The organism is Laceyella tengchongensis (assembly GCF_900182735.1).
Lineage (GTDB): Bacteria > Bacillota > Bacilli > Thermoactinomycetales > Thermoactinomycetaceae > Laceyella > Laceyella tengchongensis.
Window position 1 is genome coordinate 1 of record NZ_FXTU01000022.1, and the last position, 3200, is coordinate 3200.

The 3200-nt window shown below is 46.7% G+C and carries 1 protein-coding gene and 2 rRNA genes; all 3 read left to right on the forward strand.

Annotation, left to right across the window (positions count from 1 at the left end; translation table 11 throughout):
• Nucleotides 1–186 (forward strand): 16S ribosomal RNA (locus tag QQZ12_RS16805); the annotation flags it as partial.
• An 835-nt stretch (nt 187–1021) separates the two neighbouring features.
• Nucleotides 1022–2677 (forward strand): glycerol-3-phosphate dehydrogenase/oxidase, encoded by a 1656-nt coding sequence (locus QQZ12_RS16810; RefSeq protein WP_102991229.1) that lies wholly within the window; start codon nt 1022–1024, stop codon nt 2675–2677.
• Between the two features lie 440 nt (nt 2678–3117).
• Nucleotides 3118–3200, forward strand: a 23S ribosomal RNA gene (locus QQZ12_RS16815); the annotation flags it as partial.

Below are 3200 nucleotides of genomic sequence, written 5' to 3' on the forward strand. Positions count from 1 at the left end.
TCAGCATGCCGCGGTGAATACGTTCCCGGGCCTTGTACACACCGCCCGTCACACCACGAGAGTTTGCAACACCCGAAGTCGGTGAGGTAACCTTCTTGGAACCAGCCGCCGAAGGTGGGGCAGATGATTGGGGTGAAGTCGTAACAAGGTATCCCTACCGGAAGGTGGGGATGGATCACCTCCTTTCTAAGGAGCTCTTTCTAGAGCATCATCGATCATTTTCTTGGGTCACGTGACACTCACTCTTTAGTTTTCAGGGAATGCATAAAAGGATGGCTCTTAAGTAAAGAGCCATCCTTTTTTTGTGCAGTTGGTTTAGAGATTTAACAAAACATGTTCATAAGGAAAATATTTATCGATTTTAGTCAGTGATTGCATTTTCTTAAAAGGTTTCTGATGAGACAGCATATTGAGCTTACATCTATCATGCAAAAACGCTATTTCCAAAATTACAAGGTGCCAGGTGTAGTCATTACGATTGTTAAATCAACTGTGTTTCTTTGCAAATGGCGGGAAAGAGAATTACCTATTTCTTGGTGGTAGAGTTTGAGGGGCAAAAATCAGTTATCTCATGCTCGTTACTTTGGGCTAAGAGAGACGGAAGTGGAAGTTCCCCATCGAAAAACGGGTTTTATCCGTTTTGAAATCGGCTGCATCTGATGATAAACGTTCTTCGGTCCTGCGATCCAAGTTGTCCAAGCGATCCCAGTCACTGTCTTGTCTTAATTAAACAGTAGCGGTGATAAGTTGAAATCATTAACGGAATATTTTAAAATGTAATTATGAGACAATTCCGAATCATACACTTTGCCATCGTAGCTAACTTAATCGAAATGACAAGAACCACTCGACCTCCAGTTGCCGAAACAAACGGAGATGCAGGGGTTCTTTTTTATTTTTTGCGATAAATTATTTCATCAGGATTCAAGAAGATAAGAAATAGAAAGATGCAGAAAAGGGACATTTGGGGTGAATTGTCCGCTCAGAGTGGAAATGCAGGCGAGGAAAAGGGGGGTTCGACATGATTAACACCTTTTCGGTCAAATCCCGAAGACAAGCGCAACAGGAATTGCGAGGACGGCAAGTAGATGTGCTGGTGATCGGAGGGGGGATCACTGGTGCCGGCATTGCCTTGGATTGTCAATCGCGGGGTCTTGAAACGGTATTGGTTGAGATGCAAGACTTCGCGGCGGGCACTTCTGGCCGTACCACGAAGCTGATTCACGGCGGCTTGCGCTATTTGAAGCAGGGTGAATTTAAGTTGGTCAAAGAAGTGGGACGGGAACGGGAAATCGTGTATGAAAACGGACCTCACATTACGATTCCGGAGCGGGTGATCCTGCCGGTCATGAAAGGGGGCAACTTTGGCAAATATGTGGCCACGCTAGGATTGACTCTGTATGACCAGCTTGCCCAAGTGAAGAAAAAAGAGCGGTTTCGCTGGTTGACCAAGAATGATTTGGTCGCACAAGAGCCGCTGTTACGGGCGGAACGGCTGATGGGGGCGGGGGAGTATGTAGAGTATCGCACCGATGATGCCCGGTTGACTATTGAAGTGATTAAAAAAGCGGTACGGTTTGGAGCCAAAGCATTCAACTATATGAAAGTGGAAGAGTTTCTATATGAACAGAAGCGAATCGTGGGAGTCAAAGTGCGAGATCTGCTGATAAACAAGGTCTTCTATTGGTATGCTCGCAAGGTGATTAACGCCACAGGCCCTTGGATCGACAAGGTGCGGAAAAAAGAGGGCTTAAAACATCATAAGAAAGTGGTGCTGACTAAGGGGGTGCACCTGGTTGTTCCCCATGAGAAACTGCCGCTCAGGCACCCAGTCTATGTGCCGCATGTCGATGGTCGAATGATCTTTGTGGTTCCAAGGCAGACCAAAACCTATATCGGTACCACTGAAACCGTGTATCATGGGGATTTGGCCCAACCGCGAGTTACTCGCGATGATCGGGATTACCTAATCCATGCAGTGAATGAGGTGTTTTCGCCCGTTCGATTGCGCGGTGAAGACATTGAAACCTGCTGGGCAGGTGTTCGTTCGCTGATTGTGGAGAAAGGGAAGCCTGTATCGGACATCTCGCGTAAGGATGAATTGTTTATCTCTCCATCTGGCTTAATTTCTGTCACCGGGGGCAAATTGACCGGTTACCGTAAAATCGCGCAAAGGGTTACTGATCTTGTGGCTAAAGAAATTCAGCAAGAGACCAAACGGCGCTTCCGGTCATGTTTCACGCAATATATTTGTGTTTCGGGTGGGGAAGTAGGCGGAGCGGAGCGGTTTGCAACTTTTGTGAAGAGTAAGGTGGGGATTGGTAGGCGGTTGGGTTTGTCGGAATGGGATGCTGAAGCTTTGGTTCGTCGGTATGGCTCCAATGTGGACGCTGTGTTCGAATGGATTAAGAAGCAACCAAAACAAGACAAATGGGGGTTACCTGCGCACTTGTATGCTTCGCTGATGTATGGGTTGGAACAGGAGATGGTTGTAAGCCCAGTTGATTTCTTTACGCGGCGCATCGGAGCCATGCATTTTGAAATCGATTTGGTCAAGAAATGGAAAAAGCAAGTGACCGCTTTGATGGGAGAATGGTTCGATTGGGATGATAAGAAGTTAAATGCAGCCATGGAACAGCTGGAAAAAGAAATAGAGATTGCCACGGAAGTGGTCTGATTGTTTCCATCAAACAACACAGGGTGTGGCTGCCCGTGGTGCGGGAACTGGAGTGCTTCAAGGAGTGGAGAGGTTGCCAATGGACAATGGTTTAGTATGAACAGGGGAATATGCTAAAGTGGATTTAGCAAACGTTATATTTCGATGAGCCTTGCCATGCAAGCTTGATTAGAAGAAGAGGTGCGGAAAGGGAAACGTAGCATGAGCAAGGCTTTATTTGGCTGAAAAAAATTTTTATAAAAAAAGGGTTGCGTTCTATTTTGGGACGTGCTATATTATTACTTGTCGCCGCGATGCGGTGATCACAACGAAACGCACCTTGAAAATTAGATATGGAATAAAGCAACGAGGTTAAGAAGGAGATCCTTCTTTGATCGTCGATGTTGCAAATCACCGAGGAGATACCGAGCGGCATAGCGATATGCCGAATAAACCTAGTAGGTTAAGCTACTAAGGGCACACGGTGGATGCCTTGGCGCTAGGAGCCGATGAAGGACGGGACGAACTCCGATAAGCTTCGGGG